Origin of the sequence: Lentzea nigeriaca (genome assembly GCF_016907955.1) — a bacterium.
GTDB classification, from domain to species: domain Bacteria; phylum Actinomycetota; class Actinomycetes; order Mycobacteriales; family Pseudonocardiaceae; genus Lentzea; species Lentzea nigeriaca.
On record NZ_JAFBCX010000007.1, the window covers coordinates 211271 to 233520 of the forward strand.

Annotated in this window: 21 protein-coding genes; 10 read left to right on the forward strand and 11 right to left on the reverse strand. The window is 68.6% G+C overall.

From position 1 onward, the window contains the following. Positions 1–8: 8 nt before the first annotated feature. From JOD27_RS25545 to JOD27_RS25555, 4 genes are all read left to right on the forward strand, one after another. Positions 9–1502 (forward strand): CoA-acylating methylmalonate-semialdehyde dehydrogenase, encoded by a 1494-nt coding sequence (locus JOD27_RS25545; RefSeq protein WP_204764799.1) that lies wholly within the window; start codon positions 9–11, stop codon positions 1500–1502. A gap of 320 nt (positions 1503–1822) precedes the next feature. Then, positions 1823–2185 (forward strand): hypothetical protein, encoded by a 363-nt coding sequence (locus JOD27_RS25550; RefSeq protein ID WP_204764800.1) that lies wholly within the window; start codon positions 1823–1825, stop codon positions 2183–2185. Positions 2186–2572: 387 nt separating this feature from the next. After that, positions 2573–2839, forward strand: a complete 267-nt coding sequence (locus tag JOD27_RS45200) for a hypothetical protein (protein ID WP_239568738.1) — start codon at positions 2573–2575, stop codon at positions 2837–2839. After that, positions 2836–3345, forward strand: a complete 510-nt coding sequence (locus JOD27_RS25555; protein ID WP_239568740.1) for a BTAD domain-containing putative transcriptional regulator — start codon at positions 2836–2838, stop codon at positions 3343–3345. Before JOD27_RS45200 ends, JOD27_RS25555 begins: the two co-directional genes overlap by 4 nt. Before the next feature lie 58 nt (positions 3346–3403). Here the strand turns inward: JOD27_RS25555 and JOD27_RS25560 are convergent, their stop codons facing one another. Genes JOD27_RS25560 through JOD27_RS25570 form a run of 3 tightly spaced genes read right to left on the reverse strand, consistent with a single transcriptional unit; the run spans position 3404 to position 6390 of the window. After that, on the reverse strand, positions 3404–4921 hold the full coding sequence (locus tag JOD27_RS25560) for a tripartite tricarboxylate transporter permease (protein ID WP_204764802.1): 1518 nt from the start codon (positions 4919–4921) through the stop codon (positions 3404–3406). After that, the gene (locus JOD27_RS25565; RefSeq protein ID WP_204764803.1) at positions 4922–5425 is read right to left on the reverse strand and encodes a tripartite tricarboxylate transporter TctB family protein; all 504 of its coding nucleotides are present in this window, start codon (positions 5423–5425) and stop codon (positions 4922–4924) included. It abuts the gene before it with no gap. After that, positions 5422–6390, reverse strand: a complete 969-nt coding sequence (locus JOD27_RS25570; RefSeq protein ID WP_307830329.1) for a Bug family tripartite tricarboxylate transporter substrate binding protein — start codon at positions 6388–6390, stop codon at positions 5422–5424. Before JOD27_RS25570 ends, JOD27_RS25565 begins: the two co-directional genes overlap by 4 nt. 130 nt (positions 6391–6520) lie before the next feature. Between JOD27_RS25570 and JOD27_RS25575 the strand changes: the two genes are divergently transcribed. Together JOD27_RS25575 and JOD27_RS25580 are read left to right on the forward strand one after the other, a co-directional pair. Beyond that, entirely contained in the window at positions 6521–8056 is a 1536-nt protein-coding gene (locus JOD27_RS25575) for a sensor histidine kinase (RefSeq protein ID WP_204764805.1), read from the forward strand. Further along, positions 8053–8724 carry a response regulator gene (locus JOD27_RS25580; RefSeq protein WP_204764806.1) on the forward strand — a complete coding sequence of 224 codons (672 nt, stop codon included), beginning with the start codon at positions 8053–8055 and terminating at the stop codon, positions 8722–8724. Before JOD27_RS25575 ends, JOD27_RS25580 begins: the two co-directional genes overlap by 4 nt. Here the strand turns inward: JOD27_RS25580 and arfB are convergent. From arfB to JOD27_RS25610, 6 genes are all read right to left on the reverse strand, one after another. Further along, the gene (arfB, locus tag JOD27_RS25585; RefSeq protein ID WP_030471673.1) at positions 8707–9129 is read right to left on the reverse strand and encodes an alternative ribosome rescue aminoacyl-tRNA hydrolase ArfB; all 423 of its coding nucleotides are present in this window, start codon (positions 9127–9129) and stop codon (positions 8707–8709) included. The genes JOD27_RS25580 and arfB overlap by 18 nt on opposite strands. Positions 9130–9139: 10 nt before the next feature. Further along, the gene (locus tag JOD27_RS46780) at positions 9140–10291 is read right to left on the reverse strand and encodes a SigE family RNA polymerase sigma factor (RefSeq protein ID WP_307830316.1); all 1152 of its coding nucleotides are present in this window, start codon (positions 10289–10291) and stop codon (positions 9140–9142) included. Positions 10292–10393: 102 nt separating this feature from the next. Then, complete coding sequence (gene purM / locus JOD27_RS25595) at positions 10394–11455, reverse strand: phosphoribosylformylglycinamidine cyclo-ligase (RefSeq protein ID WP_204764807.1); 1062 nt, start codon at positions 11453–11455, stop codon at positions 10394–10396. Between the two features lie 29 nt (positions 11456–11484). Then, a complete protein-coding gene (gene purF, locus JOD27_RS25600) occupies positions 11485–12990 on the reverse strand; it encodes an amidophosphoribosyltransferase (RefSeq protein WP_204764808.1) in 1506 nt (501 codons plus the stop codon). 189 nt (positions 12991–13179) lie between these two features. Then, positions 13180–13518, reverse strand: a complete 339-nt coding sequence (locus tag JOD27_RS25605; RefSeq protein ID WP_204764809.1) for a hypothetical protein — start codon at positions 13516–13518, stop codon at positions 13180–13182. Continuing rightward, the gene (locus tag JOD27_RS25610; RefSeq protein WP_239568742.1) at positions 13518–14264 is read right to left on the reverse strand and encodes a maleylpyruvate isomerase N-terminal domain-containing protein; all 747 of its coding nucleotides are present in this window, start codon (positions 14262–14264) and stop codon (positions 13518–13520) included. Before JOD27_RS25610 ends, JOD27_RS25605 begins: the two co-directional genes overlap by 1 nt. A 94-nt stretch (positions 14265–14358) precedes the next feature. Here JOD27_RS25610 and JOD27_RS25615 point away from each other — a divergent pair, with 94 nt between their 5' ends. Together JOD27_RS25615 and JOD27_RS25620 are read left to right on the forward strand one after the other, a co-directional pair. Beyond that, complete coding sequence (locus JOD27_RS25615) at positions 14359–14682, forward strand: DUF2563 family protein (protein ID WP_204764810.1); 324 nt, start codon at positions 14359–14361, stop codon at positions 14680–14682. Further along, the gene (locus JOD27_RS25620; protein ID WP_204764811.1) at positions 14679–16652 is read left to right on the forward strand and encodes an alpha/beta hydrolase; all 1974 of its coding nucleotides are present in this window, start codon (positions 14679–14681) and stop codon (positions 16650–16652) included. The genes JOD27_RS25615 and JOD27_RS25620 overlap by 4 nt, the downstream gene beginning before the upstream one ends. A gap of 258 nt (positions 16653–16910) precedes the next feature. Here JOD27_RS25620 and JOD27_RS25625 read toward each other — a convergent pair whose 3' ends face one another. After that, positions 16911–17258, reverse strand: a complete 348-nt coding sequence (locus tag JOD27_RS25625; RefSeq protein ID WP_239568911.1) for a sterol carrier family protein — start codon at positions 17256–17258, stop codon at positions 16911–16913. Positions 17259–17349: 91 nt separating this feature from the next. On the opposite strand from JOD27_RS25625, the gene JOD27_RS25630 reads away from it, so the two are divergent. Both JOD27_RS25630 and JOD27_RS25635 read left to right on the forward strand, forming a co-directional pair. Beyond that, complete coding sequence (locus JOD27_RS25630; protein ID WP_204764813.1) at positions 17350–18906, forward strand: type VII secretion protein EccC; 1557 nt, start codon at positions 17350–17352, stop codon at positions 18904–18906. Then, entirely contained in the window at positions 18903–20591 is a 1689-nt protein-coding gene (locus tag JOD27_RS25635) for a hypothetical protein (RefSeq protein WP_204764814.1), read from the forward strand. Before JOD27_RS25630 ends, JOD27_RS25635 begins: the two co-directional genes overlap by 4 nt. On the opposite strand, the gene JOD27_RS25640 is transcribed toward JOD27_RS25635, so the two are convergent. Next, positions 20586–22229: a glycosyl hydrolase family 28-related protein gene (locus tag JOD27_RS25640; protein WP_204764815.1), complete on the reverse strand. Its 1644-nt coding sequence runs from the start codon at positions 22227–22229 to the stop codon at positions 20586–20588. The genes JOD27_RS25635 and JOD27_RS25640 overlap by 6 nt on opposite strands. Positions 22230–22250: the final 21 nt, after the last annotated feature.

Below are 22250 nucleotides of genomic sequence, written 5' to 3' on the forward strand. Positions count from 1 at the left end.
AGTCCGCGTTGAGCACCATCCCCCACTGGATCGACGGCGCCCGCACCACGGGGGTGTCGTCCCGCACGTCCGACGTCTTCAACCCGGCCACCGGTGAGGTCGCGGCCCAGGTCGTGCTCGCGGAGCAGGCCGACGTCGATCTCGCGGTGTCGTCCTCACTGAAGGCGGCGCAGTCGTGGTCCGAGTCGTCGCTGTCGACCCGCAGCAGGATCCTGTTCGCCTACCGGCACCTGCTGCACGAGGCACGCAACGAGCTCGCCGAGATCATCACGTCCGAGCACGGCAAGGTCCTCTCCGACGCCGCGGGCGAGGTGCAGCGCGGGCTGGAGGTCGTCGAGTTCGCGTGCGGCATCCCGCAGCTGCTCAAGGGTGAGCACTCCGAGCAGGTCTCGCGCGGTGTCGACGCGTACTCGCTGCGCCAGCCGCTCGGCGTGGTCGCGGGCATCACGCCGTTCAACTTCCCCGTGATGGTGCCGATGTGGATGTTCCCCATCGCCATCGCGACCGGGAACACGTTCGTGCTCAAGCCTTCCGAGCGCGACCCGTCGGCGTCGGTGCGGCTCGCCGAGCTGTTCCAGGAGGCCGGGCTGCCCGACGGCGTGCTGAACGTCCTGCAGGGCGATGCCTTCGCGGTCAACGCGCTGCTCGACCACCCGGATGTTGCCGCGGCGTCGTTCGTCGGCTCGACTCCGATCGCGAAGCACGTCTACTCGCGCGGCACGGCGGCCGGCAAGCGCGTGCAGGCACTCGGTGGCGCGAAGAACCACATGGTCGTGCTGCCGGACGCCGACCTCGACGTGGCCGCCGATGCCGCCGTCTCCGCCGGTTACGGCTCTGCCGGTGAGCGGTGCATGGCGATCTCGGTCGTCGTCGCCGTCGGCGAGACAGGTGACGCCCTCGTCGAGAAGGTCGCGGCGCGGACCCGCGACCTGCACCCGTCGGTGCTGCCGGGCACCAACCCCGACGCGCAGATGGGCCCGCTGGTCACCGGTGTGCACCGGGACAAGGTGAAGTCCTATGTGGACGCCGGTGAGGCGGCCGGTGCGACGCTGGTCGTCGACGGCCGCGGCCACGCGCCGGAAGGCCACGAGAACGGCTTCTGGCTCGCGCCAACGCTGTTCGACCACGTCACGCGCGACATGACGATCTACACCGACGAGATCTTCGGCCCGGTGCTGTCGGTCGTGCGCGTCGACACGTTCGAGGACGCCGTGGAGCTGGTCAACGCCAACCCGTACGGCAACGGCACGGCGATCTACACCGGTGACGGCCTGGCCGCCCGCGAGTACCAGCGGCGCGTGCACGTCGGCATGGTCGGCATCAACGTGCCCATCCCCGTGCCGATGGCCTACTACTCGTTCGGCGGGTGGAAGGACTCGCTGTTCGGCGACACGCACGTGCACGGCGCGGAGGGCGTGAAGTTCTACACCCGCGCGAAGGCGATCACGGCCCGCTGGCCGCAGCAGCACGGCGTGAACCTGGGCTTCCCGACGCACGGCTGACCCGTTCGGCCCAACGGTGGCCCTGTCCGCATTCAGCGAACAGGGCCACCGTTTCTATTTGGTACGAACCAATGCAGCCGGCCGCGGCGCGCTGATCTGGGCCGACGAACTAAGCGAACGATTGTCCTGCTGAGATTTCCGCAGTTCGCTGATCATGGAATATTCCGACACAGATCATCGGTTCGACAAAGATGCTGGACACGGCGGTAGGATCCGCGCTCATCAGTCGAACAACGCTTCCTTTCTCGCGGGCGCGGTCGCGTTCGTTACAGCCCTCGCCGGAAAGGAAGAGGAACGCCGCAGCAGGAGGACCGAACACGATGTCGCCCAGCGAGGACGACAGTCCGTTCGCGACAGCACGCCGCGCCACCACATGTGCCGAGTTCGTTCGCGCGCTGAACCAGCTGCGCGAGACGAGAGGATTGTCCTACCAGCAGGTGTCGGACAGCGCCGGCACCCGCGTACTGCCGAAGAGCAGCGCCCACGCGCTGTGCACCTTCCGGTTCCAGAAGCGAGAAGACCAGCTCCGGGCCTTCCTCACCGGGTGCGGGGAGCCGGCCGACGCGCTCGACGGGTGGGTGGAGCAGTGGCGGCGCGTGACGGCCTCCCGCGCCAACAGGAGGCCGCACCCCGCTGCTCAGCTGGTCCAAAGCTCGGCCAGGGGTTTCTCACCACCGGAATAGCATTCCGGCACGTTCGCAAGCCTAACCGTCCACCACGGTGCCCACCAGACTGTTGGACGGCATTGGACGTGGCCAATACGACCAATTGACCACCGCATGGTCAGGGACGCCGGAAAAGGTGACAAAAACTGGTCAGTTGGACCTCGTTGGACGATGTCGGACCCCGTTGCACAGGACATGAAAAACCTGGACGACGATTCGGTTGGCAATCACCCGTGTGAGTGACAGGATCGTGGTCGAGCCGTTATGTCGCGGAGTCCTGCGGCAACGCCAATTGCCCGCACGGACGCTTTCCGCACATCGGCTTTTCCGCTGTCCCGCCAAACCAGCTGGTCTGCCCGGCGCACGGTGCCGCCCTGCGCCGGGTCCCTTCTTCCAGGAGAACGCATGACCACCACCCCCTACAACGGGGCACCGCATCCGCGCCGAAAGTGCTCCACGTCCGCCACCAGCAGCGTCCTGCTGGCGCCGACCGCGTTCGTCTTCACCGGATGGATGCTCGCGCAGGGCCACTCGCCGGTCGCCGCCGTCGCCACGACGACAGCCGTTCTGACCGTGACCACCACGCTGAGCCGCAGCCGGCTGTTCAGCGCCAGGTTCGGCCCGCTGCCGCCCGCCAACCCGATGGTGATCTGGCAGGAAGACGAGCGATGACCTACCCGGAGGGCGACCCGCTCGAGCGCCTGAACCGGCTCTGGTCACAGCTCATGCTCGGACTCACGAGGTCAGGGCGGCGGGCGGAAGCGCTCGCCGCGTACCGCGAGGTGCGCGTCATCCTCTCCGCCGAGCTCGGCATCGACCCCGAGCCCGCCTTGCCGTTGATCGCGACGTCGACCGCAGAACTGCGGGCCGCGACCGAGGCCGAGTTCATCGAGCTGCTGCGGACGATCCACGTGCGGTCGGGGCTGACCCGGCCGGAGGTCTCCCGGCGGGCGGGCCAGGTGCTGCCGCGCAGCCAGGTCTACTCGATGCTCAGACGCGGCAAGCTGCCGACGAAGCCCGAACAGGTGCGGGCGTTCGTCACGATCTGCGGGTTGCCGGAACCGCAGGTGGCGCGCGTGATGGAGCTGTGGGCGACGTTGCGGGAGCAGACCGAGCTCGCCGTCAGCGAACCGGAGGACGACAAACCGTTCGCGATCCTGATCGTGCGCACCGCATGACGGTACGCGGGGAGCTTCCGTGCGCTCAGAGAGTACGAAAGCTCCCCGCGTACTGTCCTCAGGCGTCGATTTTGTGGCGCTCTGGAGTGGGAGCAGCAGGAGGGGTTGGGCTCGGGACGAAGCGCTTGAGCAGCGGGAAGAACACGATCAGCAGCACGACGACGTAGACGATCACCGCCATCGGGCTGTTGACCAGGCCGGTCAGCGAGCCGTCGGAGAGCTGCAGCGAGCGCCGCATCTGCTGTTCCGCGGCCGGGCCGAGGATCACGCCGATGATCGCGGGCAGCACCGGCAGGCCGTAGCGGCGCATCGCGAAGCCCAGCAGTCCGATCACGAACATGAGCAGCAGGTCGAAGATGTCCGCGTTCACCGCGTAGGCACCGACCGAGGCGAAGAACAGGATGCCCGCGTAGAGGTACGGCCGCGGGATGCGCAGGAGCTTCGCCCACAGCGGTGCCAACGGCAGATTCAGCACCAGCAGCAACGTCAGGCCGATGAACAGCGACGCGATCAACGCCCAGACGAGACCGGCTTCGCGTTGGAACAGCAGCGGACCGGGCTGGATGCCGTACTGCTGGAACGCCGCGAGCATCACGGCCGCGGTGGCCGTCGTCGGCAGTCCCAGGGTCAGCATCGTGACCAGCGTGCCCGCGGCGGAAGCAGAGGCCGTCGACTCCGGACCCGCGACCCCCTCGATCGCACCCTTGCCCCAGTCGTCCTTGTTCTTGGAGAGCCGCTTCTCCGTCACGTAGGACAGGAACGTCGGGATCTCCGCACCACCGGCCGGGATCGCGCCGAACGGGAACCCGATCGCCGGGCCGCGCAGCCACGGCTTCCAGGTGCGCTTGAGGTCTGCCCTCGACAGCCACGGCCGGCCGACCGGGATCGGCTCGAACGGCTTGCGGCGCAGGTGAGCGGCGACCCACAGGGCCTCGCCGACCGCGAACAGGGCCACCGCGACCACGACCACGTCGATGCCGTCGGCCAAGTGCAACGAGCCGAACGTCAGACGCTGTTGGCCGGTCATGTCGTCGAGGCCGACCAGACCGAGCGTCAGGCCGATGAGCAACGACGCGACACCGCGAATCCGTGAGGCGCCGAGCACCGAGGTCACCGCGATGAACGCCAGCACCATGATCGCGAACAGGTCGGGCGCGCCGATGTCGACGGCGTGCTTGGCCACGAACGGCGCCAGCAGAACGATCAGGATCGTGCCGATGATGCCGCCGGCGAAGTGGCCGATGGCGGCAGCGGCAAGCGCTTGCGCACCACGGCCCTTGCGGGCCATGGGATTGCCTTCGAACGCCGTGACCACCGCTGCGCTCTCGCCGGGTGTGTTCAGCAGGATCGACGTCGTCGAGCCGCCGAACATACCGCCGTAGTAGATGCCGGCGAACATGATGAACGCGCCGGTCGGCTCCATGCCGTAGGTGACGGGCAGCAGCAGCGCCACCGCCATCGCCGGGCCGATGCCCGGCAGGACGCCGATGGCGGTGCCGAGCAGCACGCCGATCGCGGCGAACAGCAGGTGCGTCGGCGTCAGCGCGGTCGCGAAGCCATTGAGCAGTTGTTCCACCTAGAACACCTCCATCAACGGGCCACCGGGGAGCGGGACGCCGAGCAGGTTGTTGAACACGACGAACGTCAGGATCGACAGGCCCGCCGCGATCAACGGGTCCCGCACGAACGCGCGGCTGCCGAGCGCGTAGGCCGCACCCCAGAACAGGATCGCGCCGGAGATCGGAAAACCGACCACGCCGATCAGCGCGGCGTTCGCGAGGAAAGCACCGCACAGCAGCAGAACCGTGCGCCAGTCGGCGGGCTCGGTCAGGTCGACGTCCTCGCCGCCTTCCGCCTCACCGCGACCGCCGCGCAGCACGTCCCGCGCCAGCAGCACCGCGACGACCAGCAGCAGCGAGCCGACGAGGATCGGCACCGCCTTCGGGCCGACCGGTCCGCGCTGGGCGAAGTCGGTGGGGATGCGCAGCGCGTCGGTCAGCACCAGCACGCCGAGCGCCACCAGCAGGGCGCAGATGCCCAGCTCGGACCGCTCTCGCAACCAACTCCTAGTCGCTGTCATGCCAGCCCCAAGTCCTTCAGCACCGTTGCCACCCGCTTGTTCTCGTTGTCCAGGAAGGTCTTGAACCCCTCACCCGGTGCGAACGCGTCGGTCCAGCCGTTGCGCTGCAAGGCCTCCGCCCACTGCGGCGTCCTGTGCATCCGCCCCAGCAGGTCGACCAGCTTGTCGCGGTCGGTCTGCGTGATGCCCGGCGGCGCGACGATGCCCCGCCAGTTCGCGAACTCGACGTCCACTCCGGACTCCTTGAGCGTCGGCGCGTCGATGCCGTCGACCCGCTTGCCGCTCGTCACCGCCAGCACGCGCAACGTGCCGGCCTTGATCTGGTCGCGGTACTCGCCGACACCGGAGACGCCGAACGCGACCTTGCCGCCGAGCACCGACGCGAGCAGCTCGCCGCCACCGTCGAACTGGATGTAGTTGACGGTCTTCGGCTGCAGGCCCACGGCCTTCGCCATCAGCATCGGGGCCATGTGGTCGGGGCCGCCGGGCGCGGAGCCGCCGCCGACGGTCACCGTGCCGGGGTTGGCCTTCCACGCGTCCACGAGCTGCTGCAACGAGGTGTACGGCGAGTCCTTGGACACGACGACGATGTCCGGTTCCTCGATCAGCTTCGCGATCGGGGTGGTGTCGAGCAGCGAGTTCGGTGACTTGTTCGTGTACACCGCGCCCACGACGCCCAGGCCCATCGACATGATCAGCTTGCCGTTGCCGCGCTCACCGACCGTACGGCCGAGTCCGACCGTGCCACCGGCGCCGGGGAGGTTGAACACCTCGGCGTTGCGCAGCAGGTCAGCGTCCTCCATGGCCTTCGCCGCGGTGCGGGCCGTGATGTCGTAACCGCCACCCGGTTGGTTCGGCACCAGCACGCGCAGCGTCCGCACCTGGCTGGTCTCGCCGCTGTCCGCACCCGGCGTCAGCAGCGGTGGCACCAGCAGGACGGCGAGCACCGCCGTCGCCACCGCCACCCACACCTTCACCGACACTGTGATCCCCGCCTCTCGTTCACGTGGTTCGACATGTTGCTCTGGTGTAAACCTTGATGTCGCTCTTGCGCTTCTAAGGTTTCTTTCGGTCTTTCTGGTCACGGGAGGTTTCATGCGACGCCGCCGTTCCCTGGCCAGTCAACTCCTCGTGTGGCAACTCGTAGTCGTCACCTTGCTACTGTGCGCTGTCGGCGCGCTGACGGTCGTTCAGACGGGCAGTAACTTTCGCTCCAACGAGGAACGCCGGATGCTGTCGGTCGCGGAGAACGTCGCGGCCACGAACGTCGTGCAGACGTCGATGGGCAACTGGCGGGTCCTGGCCGCGCCCGCGGAGACCGCGCGGAGCCTGTCCGGTGCCTCCTACGTGTTGATCGTCGACAGCCGCCGGGTCGTGCTCGCGTCGCCGGACCCGGCCCAGATCGGATCCACTTTGGACACTCCGACGACGGCGTTCGACGGCAAGGCGTGGGTCGGCACGGTCGACGACTCGATCGAGGCGCACGTGCCGGTGTTCGACGAACAGACCCGCAAGGTCAACGGGATGGTCGTCGCCGGGGTGATCGAGCCGGGGCTGTTCGACGGCGCGCTGGACCAGCCGGAGGACGTGCTGCGGTACCTGGCGATCGCCCTGGTCATCGGCGTCACCGGGTCGTTGCTGCTGGCCCGTCGCGTGAAGAACCAGACGCTCGGGCTGGAGCCGCACGAGATCACCGCGCTGGTGGAGAACCGCGAGGCGTTGCTGCACGGCATCAAGGAGGGTGTCGTCGGCCTCGACGCCCAGGACCGGATCACACTGGTCAACGACCACGCTCGCGACCTCCTCGCGCTGCCGGACGACGCGGTCGGCCGGTCGGTCGAGGAGCTGGAGCTCAACGACCGGCTGCGCGACGTGCTGACCGGCCGCGCGACCGGCGTCGACCAGCTCGTGCTGCGGCAGGGCGTCGTGCTCACGCTGAACCGCATGCCGATCGAGGGCGCCGGCGCGGTCGTGACGTTGCGAGATCGCACGGAACTGCTTGCGCTGCAACACGAACTCGACGCGTCGCAGCACGCGACGGACACGTTGCGGGCGCAGGCGCACGAGTTCGCGAACCGCCTGCACACCATCGCCGGGCTGATCGCGCTGAAGGAGTACGACGAGGTCAGCAACTACATTCACCAGATCAGCTCGGCACAGGACCAGTGGCGGACCGAGGTGAGCTCGCGCATCGGCGACCCAGCCGTGGCAGCGTTGCTGATCGCCAAGGCCTCGCTGGCCGCCGAACGCGGCACGGCGCTGCGGATGGAGCCGGACAGCGTGCTGGGACGCGTGGACGAGGCCCTGTCGGCGGATCTCGTGATGGTGCTGGGAAACCTCGTCGACAACGCGTTGGATGCACTGAGCTCGCTGAGCACGAACGGCGCTCAGAAGTGGATCGAGGTGGGTGTGATGCAGTTGGACGACGAGGTCCAGGTCGTGGTGCGCGACTCCGGTCCCGGTGTGGCACCGGAGCTGGCGGAAGAGGTGTTCCGGCACGGGTTCACGACCAAGGCGGCATCGCACGGCGAACGCGGCATCGGCCTCGCGCTGATCAGGCGGGCGTGCCTGCGGCGCGGAGGTTCGGTGAGCGTGGCGGGCTCGGTCTTCACCGCAAGGCTGCCCTGGTGATCCGGGTGCTCGTCGTCGACGACGACTTCATGGTGGCCAAGGTGCACAGCGGCTACGTGGCGCGCACCGAGGGGTTCGAGGTCGCCGGGGTCGCGCACACCGGCGCGGACGCGTTGCGGCAGGTGGCCTCACTGAAGCCCGACCTGGTGCTGCTCGACGTCTACCTGCCGGACCAAAGTGGACTGGAGGTGCTGAAGTCGTTGCGCGCCAACGAGGACGTCGACGTCATCGTGATCACCGCGGCGACCGACGTCGACACCGTGCGCGGCGCGATGCGCGGTGGCGTGCTGCACTACCTGATCAAACCGTTCGACTACTCGGCACTGCGCGACCAGCTCGCGCGCTTCGCGTCGTTGCGGGACAGGCTGTACCGGCTGGACTCCGCCGGACAGGCGGACGTGGACCAGGTGTTCGGGGCGCGACCGACCTCGAAACCGTTGCTGCCCAAGGGTTTGACACCGGAGACCGCGCGGCTCGTGGAGAACGCGCTGCGGTCGCATCCAGATGGGCTGTCGGCGTCGGAATGCGCGTCGTCGACCGGTGTTGCTCGGGTGAGTGCGCGCAGGTACCTGGAGCACTTCGTTTCTGCCGGACGGGCCGAGGTTCGGTTGCGGTACGGCGGAACCGGCCGGCCGGAACGGATCTACGCGTTAGTCCCAGGAGCCTGAACGGCCACGCTTGGTCTCCGCGCGGCGCTTCTTGCCGGCGATGCGGCGTTCCTTCGAGCCCTTGGTGGGCTTGGTCGGCTTGCGCATCGGCGGTGGCGGGGCGGCGGCGCTGCGCAGGATCGCGGCAAGGCGTTCCCGTGCGGCGGCGCGGTTCTGCAACTGCGCGCGGTGCTCGGACGCGGCGATCGTGAGGACGCCGTCGACCAGCCTGTTCTCCAGGCGGTCGAGCATCCTGCGCTTGAGGTGCTCGGGGATCGACGGCGAGGCAGCCAGGTCGAACGAGAGCTCCACGCGGCTGTCCGCGGTGTTCACTCCCTGCCCGCCCGGCCCGCCTGACCTGGAAAAACGTTCGCGCAACTCGGACGCCGGGATCACCAGCGTCCGAGTCACGGTCACGTCGTTCATGCCTGCCAGGCTAATAGGTGAGGCCCGGCAAAGTCGCGATCTTTATCAGCGTCTCTCGGTCGAGCACCGGCGTCGGCCGGGTCGTCGGGCCGTCCAGTTTCGGCATGCCGACGATGTTGGTGCGGAACTCTCCCACGTTGACGCTTCTGATCTCGACGAACACGCCGTCTGGTCGAAGCGCCTGCACTTGGTAGATGTGGAGGCCGTCCTGCTTGCCCGCGATGCTGGACCGGATCTTGATGCCGTCGACCACGCGAAGCTCGCACGGCGCGACCTCGGGCTCATAGCACCAGCTGACGTCGTCGCCGGTGTTGGTGTGGCCGCGGTAGAGCTCGATCGTCACCGCACCGGTGCCCTGGGCGTCCTTCAGCAGTGCCACGGCTCGACGGACGTCTCCGTGGTCGAAGAACTGCAGTGGACCTGCCGGAACGCTCGGGACGTCCAGCACGGTCACTCCGGCCGGGATCACCTTGGCGTCGCGCAGGATCGCGGTGAGCTGGGCGTTGCGGTCGACGACCCCTGCCCCGGCAGTCGAGGCCGCTCCGGACGGCTGCCGCGGCAGTGCCAGGTATCCGACCGTGCCCAGGCCTGCCAGCACCACGAAGGCCATCACCGTCGCGATGGCGGTCCGCCTGCGGGCGAGCTTCGTCTTGCCCTTGCGGATGACCTCAGAGCGGTAGATCCGCAGCGTCGGCTCGTCCTCCAGCAGGTCGCGCAACGCCGCCAGCCCCTTGGCCGCCTGGCTCTTCACCGTGCCCTCCGTCCTGCCGAGGATGCGGGCGGTCTCGGTGATGCTCAGGTCCTCCCAGTACCGCAGGACGACGACGGCACGTTGTCCCGGCGGCAACGCGTCGAGCGCCTGCCGCAGGTCGAAGTCCGCCGAGTCGTCGGTCACCGCAGCTTCCGGCAGGACGTCGACCGTGCGTTCGCGCTGGAAGAAGCCGCGCCTGGTCTCGTCGACGGCGGTGCGCACCAGCACCTTGCGCGCGTAGGCGTCCACGCTGTCCTTGCGGACGCGTGACCAGGCAACGTAGAGCTTGATCAGCGCGGTCTGGACGATGTCCTCGGCGCGGTGCCAGTCGCCGCACAGCAGGTACGCCGTGCGGCGCATGACGAGAGCGCGTGCGTCGACGAACTCCCCGAACTCGCGATCGCGGTCCAAGTCCCCCTCCTCGGTCGCCGCTTAGTACGCAACGACGACCGTAGGAGGTTGCCTGGTGCGGGTGACCACTAACCGTCGCGGTGACGATTGTGGTCGCCGCACCTAGAAACGAGGGTGGTCTCCGACGAGTGCGGCCCCGCCCTCTTCGGACCTGGTGATCTCGCCGAGCACCCACGACGGCACGTGGCGCGCGGTGAGCACCGCCAGGGCGCGGTCGACGTCCTCCGGCGCGACGACGGCGACCATGCCGACACCCATGTTGAACGCCTTCTCCATCTCCTCGCGCTCGACGCGGCCGCGCTGGGCGATGAGCTGGAACACCGCGGGCGGCGTCCAGGTGCCGCGGTCGAGCTTCGCGTGCAGGCCCTGCGGCAGCACACGGGCCAGGTTCGCCGCCAGGCCACCACCGGTGACGTGCGAGAACCCGCGGACCTCCGTCTCGGCGATCAGCGCGAGACAGTCCTTGGCGTAGATCTTGGTCGGCTCCAGCATCTCCTCGCCGAGGGTGCGGCCGAACTCCTCGACGTGACCCTGCAGCGGCATCCGCGCGATCTCCAGCAGCACGTGCCTGGCGAGCGAGTAGCCGTTCGAGTGCAGGCCGGACGAGCCCATCGCGATCACGACGTCGCCGTCGCGGACCCGGTCGGGGCCGAGCAGCTTGGAGTGCTCGACCACGCCGACGCCGGTGCCGGAGATGTCGTAGTCGTCGTCGCCCATCAGGCCGGGGTGCTCGGCCGTCTCGCCGCCGAGCAGCGCACACCCGGCCTGGACACAGCCCTCGGCGATGCCCTTGACCAGCGCCGCGATCTTGTCGGGCACGACCTTGCCGACAGCGATGTAGTCCTGCACGAACAGCGGCTCGGCACCACACACGACGAGGTCGTCGACGATCATGGCGACCAGGTCGATGCCGATCGTGTCGTGCTTGTCGAGCGCCTGAGCGATCGCGATCTTGGTGCCGACGCCGTCCGTCGAGGACGCGAGGACCGGCTCCTTCCAGCGGTCGAGCTTGAGCTGGAACAGCCCGGCGAACCCGCCGATGCCACCGAGCACCTCTGGCCGGTGCGCCTTGGCCGCCCACGGCTTGAGCTTCTCCACCGCCTCGTCACCTGCGGCGATACTGACTCCGGCGGCGGCGTAGGTGGCCTTGGCGCTGTCGGTCACGTCAACTTCTTCCACTTGGATCTGTCAGCTCAGGGACGACGGAGTGCGTCCTCGGCACCATAGCCGTTCGGCAGAACGGGAGCGGCCGAGCCCGACACCCCCTTGAGGCCCTCGAGCAGGTGCTTGCCGATGAGCGCGTCCTGCGGCAGTTCGATCGGGTACTCCCCGTCGAAGCAGGCCGCGCACAGCCGCGTCTTGGGCTGCTCGGTCGCGGCGACCAGCTGCTCGAGCGACACGTACCCGAGCGTGTCGGCCCCGATCGACCGACGGATGCCGTCGTCGTCCAGCCCGTTCGCGATGAGCTCAGCCCGCGAGGCGAAGTCGATGCCGTAGAAGCACGGCCACTTGACCGGCGGCGCCGCGATGCGCACGTGCACCTCGACAGCACCGGCCTCGCGCAGCATGCGGACGAGCGCACGCTGCGTGTTGCCACGCACGATCGAGTCGTCCACGACGACCAGCCGCTTGCCGCGGATGACGTCCCGCAGCGGGTTCAGCTTCAGCCGGATGCCCAGCTGCCGGATGGTCTGCGACGGCTGGATGAACGTCCGGCCGACGTAGGCGTTCTTGACCAGGCCCGACCCGTACGAAATGCCGCTGGCCTGCGCATATCCGATCGCGGCCGGCGTGCCGGACTCCGGCACCGGGATCACCAGGTCGGCCTCGACCGGGTGCTCCTTGGCCAGGCGACGACCGATCTCGACCCGCGTCGCGTGCACGGAACGCCCCGAGATCGACGTGTCCGGCCGCGCCAGGTAGACGTACTCGAAGATGCAGCCCTTGGGCTCGGGGTTCGCGAACCGCGACGACCTGAGGCCGTCACCGTCGATCGCGATGAGCTCACCGGGCTCGACCTCGCGCACGAAGCTCGCGCCCACGATGTCCAGCGCCGCGGTCTCACTCGCCACGACCCAACCGCGTTCGAGACGCCCAAGCACCAGCGGACGCACACCGTGCGGGTCACGCGCCGCGTAGAGCGTGGACTCGTCGGAGAACGTCAGGCAGTAGGCGCCCTTGACGGTCGGCAGGAGCTCCAGCGCGGCCTGCTCGATCCCCTTGTCGGCCGCCGCGTAGGCGAGCAGACCGCAAAGGATGTCCGAGTCGGTCGTAGCGCCGTTGCGCTCGATGATGCCGAGCTCCTTGGCCTTGTCGAGCAGCTCGGCGGTGTTCACCAGGTTGCCGTTGTGACCGAGGCTGAGCCCCGACCCGGCAGCCGTCGTGCGGAAGGTGGGCTGCGCGTTCTCCCAGGTCGTGGACCCGGTGGTGGAGTAACGGCAGTGGCCGACGGCCACGTGGCCCTTCAGGCTCTGCAGCACCTGCTCGTCGAACACCTGGCTGACGAGCCCGAGGTCCTTGAAGACGACGACCTGCGAGCCGTCACCGACCGAGATGCCCGCGGCCTCCTGGCCGCGGTGCTGCAGGGCGTAGAGCCCGTAGTAGGTGAGTTTCGAGACGTCCTCGCCAGGAGCCCAGACGCCGAAGACGCCGCACTCCTCACGAGGTTCCTGTTCGGGCTGGGAATGGTCGGCGACCACCGAGTGGCTCCCTCACGACGGGGGCTGGCTACTTCCCGAGTGTAAGTGGAGCACCGGGTGATGTACCCCCCTCCGACCCCTGGTGGGGTGACCAAACTCATGCCTTTCGGCACTGAAACAGCTCTGTCTCGATCAAGTTGGTCTGAAGTGCCCCGATCGCGCCACCACCTGGTTGCACCAACGCGCGCTTCAGGCCTTCCTGCATCCACTGAGCTCGGTCTGGATCGGGTTGGTCTGCACCGCACCCATGGAGTGCTGCTTGGCCGTGCAGACCACCTGGTCCCCCGCTGCCACATCGCCGCTGATGTCGGAGAGCGCCACGGTCTTGGGTGACAGCGAGTCCTTCGCCAGCACGCCCTTCGGCGCGTCTCCGACGAGCTCCAACCGGATCCGCTTCTCCGGATCCGAACTCGGTGCCATCTTGTAGTCGTAGACCTCGACGACCTTGTACGTGACCTGCTCCTGCCAGTCGGAGGCGCATCCGGCCAACACGATGCAGCCCAGCAGGACCGCGGCGAGCTTGCGCATCAGTGCCCCCGTCCGACCCGGAGGACGTCCAGCACGCGCTGGTCGCCGGTCATCTCCGTGAGGTTCATGCGGTTCCAGAGCCAGAAGTAGACGAGTTCCGCCTCGCCGGTCACCTGCGCGTCGCCCTCCTCACCGGGGGCCGCGGCACGAACCTCCGGCACTTCGCCCTCCACCAGGGAGATCAACCACGACTCCGGCACGTCGGTCGGCCGCACCACGGCGGTGCCGGTCGCCATGGTGGGCACGTCGCCGTCGAGCTTCGCCGCGACGATCGTGGTCAGCACCTCGTCGATGCCGTCAACGCAGAGATCGGACTCGGTCGCGACGATCTGCCGGACGGTCGCCTGTGCGTCGAACCTGCGCAGCACCGTCTCGTGCGCGATCCGGCGGTGCCACACCCACGCCAGATCCGGAGCGGCAGGTGAGAACGTCCACACGGGCCGGTTGCCCGGTACTGCGGTGAGGATCTCTCCAGCTGCCGTCAGCTGCAGGTCCAGGTACTCGAGCGGCGAGAGGCCGACCGGAGGGGAGGGAGGACTCATCGGGTTGCGGCTGCCGGTGCGCAGGTAGGCGGTGGACGTCTCCAGGAACCGTGCGAGGTGCACGACCAGGTCCTGGACGGTCCACCCCGGACGCGTCGGCACCTCGGCGGCCGGGTCCGCGTCCGCCACTGCCTTGCGGAACATCTCTGCTTGTTCGATGAACACAGCGGTCCACCGCTGAGCCGTCCACCCTGTCTGCACCATGGCCGACATCGTGCCCGAAACGCTCCACGCGTGAGGGGGGAACCGGCCATGATGCTTCTGCGTCGCATGGATCAAAGACCAACAGGGGGTGGCGATGTTCGGCGTTGAGCCAGAACTGCTGCGCAGCGCGTCCAAGGAGTTCGGCAACGGCTCCGACGCGGTGCGCGAGGCGGCGGAGATGATCTCGATGCTCAAGCTCGACGCCGGCGCGCTCGGCGAGGTGGACGCGGCCGCGGAGTTCGCGGACGCGCTCTCGAAGTTCGTCGGCACCCACTCCCAGGACCTCCAGCGCGGCTCCGCCTGGTTCACCGACGCCGCCGAAGGTCTGGTGTCGAACGCCGACGCGTACCAGCGCACGGACGAGGACCACGCGTCGGCTCTGACGAAGATCTTGCAGGGACTTGGGGGCGGCAAGTGAGCTACACGGATCCGGAAAGCCTGTACGGCAAGCTCGCCGCCGGGGACGCCGGTCGGATCGCCGCTGCCGCCGACCCGATCACCGGGGCGATCAGCGCGGTCGGTCGCGCCGGCGAGTCGGTCGCCAAGGGCGGCAGGACCGCGGTCAGCAACTGGACCGGCGCCACGGCGACGAAGTTCACGGCCCGCGCCGAGCTGTCCGCCAGCGCCGCCAAAGCAGCGAGCGAGCGTCTCGGCGCCGGAGTCGACATCGTGCAGGCCGCGTCGCGCGCCTACGGCCAGATGCGCACGGCGGCCGACCAGGCGATCAACGTGTGGCGCAGCCGTCCGCCAGGCATGGACGAGGAGCAGACCAGGACGCTCGCCAACCAGGTCAACGACTCGTTGAACAAGGTGAAGTCCGGCTACGAGAACGTCCTGCGCTCCTACGCGGGCGCTCTCACCAAGATTCCGCCCGGCTTCGAGCAGTCCGCACGGACCGACTGCGGCTGGGACAGGGCCGCCCAACGCGCAGGTGCTGGTGGCGCGCTGCCTCCGGTGCCGCCGCCGGGCACCGACCCGAAGGCCGTCGCCGAGTGGTGGAACAAGCTCAGCCCGGCGGAGAAGGACGCGCTGCTCAAGACCAAGTACCAGGAGCTCGGCCAGCTCCGCGGTCTCCCGGCAGACGTACTGGACAAGGCGAACCGCGAACGGATCAAGCAGGACGTGACGCGGTTCAACCAGCAGAAGACGGAGCTGGAGCAGAGGCTCGCCGACCGCGCCGCCGAGCTGGGCGTCGACCCCAAGTCGGCGGAAGGCCAGCGGGCACTGCGCAACGACCCGCAGGGCTCACAGCTGATGTCGCAGTACGACCAAGCCTCCCGCCGCGCCAAGAACGCGACAGATGCCGCCGGCGCGTTGAACGAGGCCGACGCCAAGGCCAGGGACATCGGCAAGCCAGCGTATGTCCTCGCGTGGAGTCCGGACGGCCCTGGTGCCAAGGAAGGTGCGATCGCCGTCGCGTTCGGCAACCCGGACACGGCCAAGAACGTCGCGGTGTGCGTGCCCGGCACCACGTCCAAGCTCAGCAGCTTCGGCCTCGACCAGGCAGCGAACCTGAGCGACAAGATGGGCGCGGACGGCGCCGCGATCCAGTGGCTCGGCTACGACGCGCCGGAGTTCCTGCCCGGCCAGGTCAACGACCCGGCGCAGGCGAAGGAGGGTGGCGCGATCCTGGCGAAGGACGTCGAGGGCTACCGCACCGCCAACCCCAACGCCCACGTCACGGTGATCGGCCACAGCTACGGCAGTACCGTCGTCGGCTACTCAGCCATGGACAACGGCCTGAAGGCCGACGACATCGCGTTCGTCGGCTCGCCCGGCGTCGGCGCGTCCAATGTGGACCAACTGTCGGCCGGCCCCGGACACGTCTACGTCGGTGGCACGGAGCACGACCCGGTCATCCAGGCGACGAGTGGCGACTGGTTCACCAAGGACGGGTCGTCGACCGGTCCGTACGACTCGTCGTTCGGGGCGAAGACGTTCGGCACGTCCGGCGAGGCCGGCATCGGGCACGCCCACTCGTCCTACTACGACAAGGGTTCCGAGTCGCTCGACAACCTCGCGAAGATCGCCACCGGCCACGGCGGTGACGTCAGCGCGCAGCGTTGGCAGGACGCTCCGACACCACGTGAGGTGCCCGGTTCGAACCTTCCGGTGGCCGGTCCTGTCATCGACTGGGGTGTCAACACCGGCAAGGAAGTCGTGGACATGGGCGAGGACGTCTGGCGCGGTGGTGGTCAGGTCGTCGACGACGTCTCGAAGGGCAACTGGGGCGACGCGGCGGGCCACGCCTGGGACACCACCAAGGAGGTCGCGAGCGACGCCGGCGATGTCGTGGTCGACACGGTGGGCAACGCGGTGGAGGCCGGCCGGGACGTCGTCGACGGTGCGAAGTCGGTTTACGACAACACGATCGGATCCTGGTTCTAGTAGCGTGTCGCAGCTATCTCTTGGGATGTGGCAGTGATGCCGGCAGGCAGCCGCGCTTCGATCATGAAGATCGCGCTCTCATGGCTGCCAATGCACTGTTGGCAGCAGTCGGGGTGATCAGCAAACGTTTGCGTCGGCATTTCTCTACCGCCATCTCGGCAGCGACGTGCATGAGAGCGCGACCATCCGGGTTTCGGAGACGAGCACCAGACCGCCCCTGCCCGACTCAACGGAGCACAACCAAGCCGCGCCACACCACTAGAAACGCACGACCGGCAGCAGTTCGGAGAGGTCGGCTCGGGTCCCCGACGCGGTGACCCGAGCGCCGGCCAGGGCCTCGGCCCACGGCAGCGCGCCGGTTGCCAGTTCCAGCCACGTGCGGGGGTCGGTCTCGATCACGTTCGGGGGCGTGCCTCGGGTGTGGCGCGGGCCCTCGACGCACTGCACGGCGGCGAACGGGGGGACGCGGACCTCGACGCTGCGGCCCGGCGCGATCTGTTCCAGGGTGCGCAGGCTCAGGCGGACCGCGGCGGCCAGCGCGGGGCGATCCGGCTGGTCGGCTTCGCCTCGCAGCCAGGGGAGAACGGCCTGCACCGCGGCTCGCATCTCGGCGGGGTCGACGGCTTTGGCTGGCACGTCGCCCACATTAGCGAAGCGGCAGCGGCGGCCCCCCGGCTGTTGGTATATCTGGACGGTGATGAGGAACTTCGCCGTCGTCGGTCCCTGGCAGGCGACCAGGGAGCGGTTGACGGCGGCTCTCGCGGCCGCGCCGGACATGGCCGTCTACCGGATCGGGCGCGGGGCCGACCCGTTGCCCGTGTCGGCGACGTTCGACCCCTCCGACCAGCCGGGGTGCCGGAGCCTGCTGGACTGGTTCGAACGCGGTGCGCCGTCCGGTGCGGTGTTGCTGGTGGACGACTGGGGGCTGTGCTTCGAGCAGGACCCCGGGCTCGACCGGGTCGTCGAGTGGATCGCTGCCTTCGGACCGGCGCGGGGAGTACAGGTCGTTGTCACGGCTCGGAAGTGGAGCGATCTGCCGGACCGGTTGCGGCGGCAGCTGCACGGTGAGGCCACTGACTTCCTCGCGCTGCACGGCATCGAGGCCGATTTGAGCAACAAGTACCAGCAGCACGACCTCAAGACCGCTGTCGGTGTCGACGCGCGCGGATGGCCGGTGTACCTGGACATCAGCATCGGCGGCGACGGGTTGATGGGCACCTATCTGGGGCCAGAGCGCGGTCAGAAGCTGCTGAGCGCGTTGCTGGGGCTGATGGTCACGCACTCGCCGGAGGACCTGAACCTCGGGCTCTTCGACATGAAGAACACGGGCGTCTTCGACGGTCTGAGCCACGCGCCGCACGTCTCGTTCCTGCTGACGGACGAGACGGAGGACGAGCTGCTCGAGCGGTTCGAGAGCGGTCTGACGGGCGAGATCAACCGGCGGCAAGAGCTCGTGCACTCGACGAGCGGGTGCCGCAACTTCACCGACTACCAGGAGAAACTCGACGCGGGCGAGGACCTGGAACCGTTGGCCGCTCTGCTGATCTGCGTGGACAGCGCCGAGGTGCTGATCGAACGGCATCCCCGCTTCGGGGAGGTCCTGATGTCGCTCACCCGTGCCGGGCGCGTCCTCGGCATCCACCTGCTCTACTCCGGTGACGCGTTTCCGGCGCAGCTGCCGTTCACGATCCCCGAGTGGCCGTCGGCGACACCGCCGCACGACCTCGCCGAGTGGGCGGAAGTGCTGCCGCACGCGTTGATCGGCTCTGCGCCGCCCGCGCACCAGGTCGTGCTGCCTCCGCTGCACCAGAGCCACGTCGACCTCACGCTGGAAATGCTGCCTCCCGGTGCCATCGGCCTGGTGGACAGGCCCTTCGAGCAACGTCGCGACGTCCTCGCCCCTCACTTCACCGACGAGTTCCGCCACGGCGCCATCGTCGGCAGGCCGGGCACCGGCAAGAGCACGACGCTGCGCACGCTGGCCACCGTCCTCGGCGACGACCTGGCGCGCTACCAACTGCTCGACGGTCCCGGTGAGCCGCTCGACCCCCGGCGCCACATCGTCGTCACGGCCCGGTCGTGGGACCAGGTGCCGCCGTTCATCAAGAACAGTCTGGGGTTCGGCATCGAGTTCCGGCTCGACGACCCGGCGACGTCGCTCGTCGACGCCCGCCAGGCCGCGCGCGTGCCGGACAAGCCGGGCCACGGACTGTCCGTGCCACACCGGCTCCACACACAAATCGCGCTCCCGTGAACCACCTCGCTCTCGTCGGCCCGCCGCACCTCACCACACCGCGAATCCCGGCGGCGCCGGGCATCTATCGCATCGGCCGCGGTGAGTCGCCGGTGGCGGCCGTCAGCTTCGACCCGTCCGACGAACGCCGCCGCCAGAACCTGCTGACCTGGTTCGAACGCGGTGGAGAGCCGGGCGCGACGCTGCTGGTCGACGACTGGAAGCTCTGCACGGAAAGCGATCCGGGGCTCGCCGACGCCGTGCGGTGGATCATCACCACGGCTCGCGACGTCCGGGTGATCATCACCGCCCGCGCGCTCGGCGACCTTCCCGACCGCGTCCGCCTGCACGTCGAGGTCGTGGACTTCCTGGCGCTGCACGGAGTCCGCGAGTTCACGAAGGCCCTCACGTGGAAGGGCAGGTGGTGGAAGGTCCCGATCGGCACGGACAGCGACGGCAGACCGGTCGTCGTCGAGCTCACCCACTTCGCCGACGGGAAGTGGCGCACCGGATCACACCTCGCCGTCACCGAGCGGGAGGCGTTCCGGAGTCTGTTGCTGGGACTCATGACCACGCACTCGCCCAAGCTGTTCCAGGCGATCTTCGTCGACGCCGGCGACTCCGGGGTGTTCGCCGGGCTGGACCAGGCACCGCACGTCCAGGCACATCATCGGGACGTGGCAAGGGATCCCGCCTGGCTCGCCGAGACGCTCCTGGCCGAGTCGGAACGCAGGCTGGAGATCGTCGGCAACACCTGGACGATCTTCGACCACCGCGCCCTGGGCCAGGTCCTGCCGCAGCTCCTCATCTGCGTCAACGGCTTCTCCGACATCGAGTCGACGGAGCTCGGCACGGCCCTCGCCACCATCGCGGAGGACGTCGGCAGGTCCGGGATGCAGCTGCTGCTGGACTCCGCGAACGAGACGACGCGGGTGCGGATCGACGACTGCGTCACGCCGGCGAACCTCGACCAGCTGGCCGGCGAGCTGCCGAACCTGATGCACCGGGCCGAGCCACCACCGGACTTCTTCACGCTGCACGACATGCTGAGGTTCGACAGGACGCACACGTGGCGGCCGCGTCCGATCAAGCTGCGCTACCGGACAGCTGTCGGCGTCGACGAACACGGCCAACCGGTCGAGATCGACATCAAGGCCGGTCTCACGGAGGACGGGATGGGTCCGCACGGCGAGGTCGTGGCGCCTCCCGAACGACGTGCGGACGCGCTCAAAGCGCTGATTCTCGGCCAGATGCTGTGGCACTCGCCGGACGACCTCCAGCTCGTCCTCGTCGACTTCCACGGCACGGGCGTGTTCGCGGGCCTTGAGCACGCACCGCACGTGCAGCCGCACGATCTTGTGGAAGACCTGGAACGACGTGTCGGCATGCTGGTGGACGGCAAGGCGCCGCCGCGACTGCTCGTCTGCGTGGATGGCGTGCACGGCCTGACGGAAGCGCGGCCCGCGTTCTTCAAGACGCTGCAGACGCTCACCCAGGTGGGACGCACCTACGGCCAGCACCTGCTGCTGTCCGACGCGACACCGCCCAGCGACCTGCCCCAGCTCCACACGTCCTACCGGCTCGAACTCACCGAGAAAGGCTGGGAACGCCGCATCAGCAGGTCGGTGGAGAGCTTCGTGCTCCCCACCGATCTCCACTCCGTCGCGCGGTCGCTGCCGGTCACGATGTACGCGGCTACCTCATGAGCGCCGCAACTTCCGTTGTGCGTCATAGAGGTTGCGTGGCGTCACGTCGGTGCTGCCGTACAGCTCCAGGCGGGAGTTCAACGCGCCGGTGAAGTCCGGCTTGTCGATCTGGCCGAAGTCGCGGACCTCGGAGATCGCGACGGTGGCGCTGCACGGCGCGACCTGGTCGATGCGGACGTTGCCGGCACGCTGGTTCGTGACCGTGACGTTCCAGTGCGTGAACCTGGCGCCGTACAACGGTCCCGCGTTGGCGCTGCCGCCGTGCGCGCCGACGTTGTTGATCGTGATCTCGGTGCGGACGTTGCCGAACGGCAGACCGCGGTGGGTGTCGAAGACGTCGTGGTCCATGCGGCCGCGCGTCCAGACGTTGCCGCAGGACAGGCCCTCGACGTTCAGGCCGTGGTTGCCCGCGCCCGGCTGCGAGGGTTCGGAAGGAGCCTCGATCACGAACGCGTCGGTCAGGTTGTCGTGGGACTGCTCGCGCGTCGCGTAGGCGTGGTGGTGGCCACGGCCGGAAACACGTGTGTTCAGCAACGAGATTCCCTTGGAGGACACCAGGAGGAACCCGTTGTCGACGTCCTGCACGTGCACGTCGTCGGCCCAGCAGTCCCACGCGCACTGGAATGCGAGACCGTTGTACCCCTTGTCCTGCAGGTGCTTCGGCGTCGGCACCTTGAACATCTCGATCTTGATGCCCTCGACGCCCGCACCCGTGACAATGGGTGCCATGGTGGTCAGGCGCGGCTTCCACTCGGGACGGATCTCCAGCGGCAACGGCTGCGCGAGCTTGACCCTGTTGCCGCGCACCCATTCCACGCGCACCGGCCACAGGAACGGGAAGTACGACAGCAGCTTGTCCTTGTCGTCCCACTTGTACGTGGCCGTGCCGGGGACATCGCCACACATGTGCTTGGGCAACGAGTAGTTGTCGTCGTCCAGCCGCAGCAGCACACGCTGACCGGCGCGCAGTCTCCGTCCACTTTCGACGGTCACGACGAACGAACCACGCGTGGCGGAACCGGTGATGGTCGCGAGGTTCTCGCCGAGCTCGAGCTCGTTGCCGGTCCAGCCCTCGAACGGCCAATTGCGTGCCTTGATCGCGTCGACCAGCGGCTGGTAGCGGTCGCGGTGGCACACCCACACCAGGCCACCGGACCAGCTCCACGCCGAGTTCTCCGAGCCGTAGCGGCTGCGGTTGATGCCGACGATCTCCTCCAGCGACCGGGTCGCGTGGAACGTCGTCTTCGCGCTGCCGGCGCCACGCAGCACCACGTTGTCGTAGCCGATGCGGATGATGTCGTCGATCCGGTAGCGGCCGGGTGGGACGAAGACCGTGCCACCACCCAGCTTGCCGACGAACTCGATCGCCTTGTTGATCGCGACCGAGGCGTCCGCGGACCCGTCCCCGCGTGCGCCGAAGAACACCACGTTCGCCAGCACGGGCCGGCGAGGAGGCCGCTCACCCGTCCGGTAGCCGGCGTACGCGATGTTCGGGATCTGCGGGTGGCTTCCGGGGTTCGCCACGAACTCCTGCCAGAGCGATGACGAGGACCCGGCGATCGCCGTCCCCGTCATCGCTGGCGTTCCGACCAGCGCGACCCCTGTAGCCAGCAGGAATCGCCGTCTGTCGATGTTCATTTCGCCGTCTCCAAGGGGTCT